Origin of the sequence: Mangrovimonas futianensis (assembly GCF_021245805.1) — a bacterium.
Classification (GTDB): Bacteria; Bacteroidota; Bacteroidia; order Flavobacteriales; family Flavobacteriaceae; genus Mangrovimonas; species Mangrovimonas futianensis.
Map to the genome: position 1 here is coordinate 1 of NZ_JAJJNF010000047.1, position 312 is coordinate 312.

At 52.2% G+C, this 312-nt stretch carries 1 protein-coding gene; it reads right to left on the reverse strand.

Translation table 11 applies throughout. The features are described from left to right. The coding region (locus LOK78_RS16470) for a type IX secretion system membrane protein PorP/SprF (RefSeq protein ID WP_232635676.1) at positions 1-312 on the reverse strand (312 nt) is incomplete at both ends.

Sequence of the window (312 nt, forward strand, 5' to 3'; positions counted from 1 at the left end):
TGATGATGTTCGGCATGGAAAGAGACACATAATAAGTATCCGGCTTGTAAAGGTAGAAACCCGCCCCTACGTTAGGGGACACACTGTTCACGTCCTCTCCCAACAATGGGTCATCCGCATCAAGCCTGTCAAGGCCCGTAAGACCTACGTCATAAAACGTAGCTCCCGCCTTGACCCCCATGGCAAGTTTGTGACCGCCGCCCAACTCCAGCGTATAGCTGAAGTCAACATAGGCATTGTTCTCCTTTACAGGTCCGATCTGGTCGTTAACAAACGACAGACCTAGCCCTACCTTGCGCCCTACGGGCATGT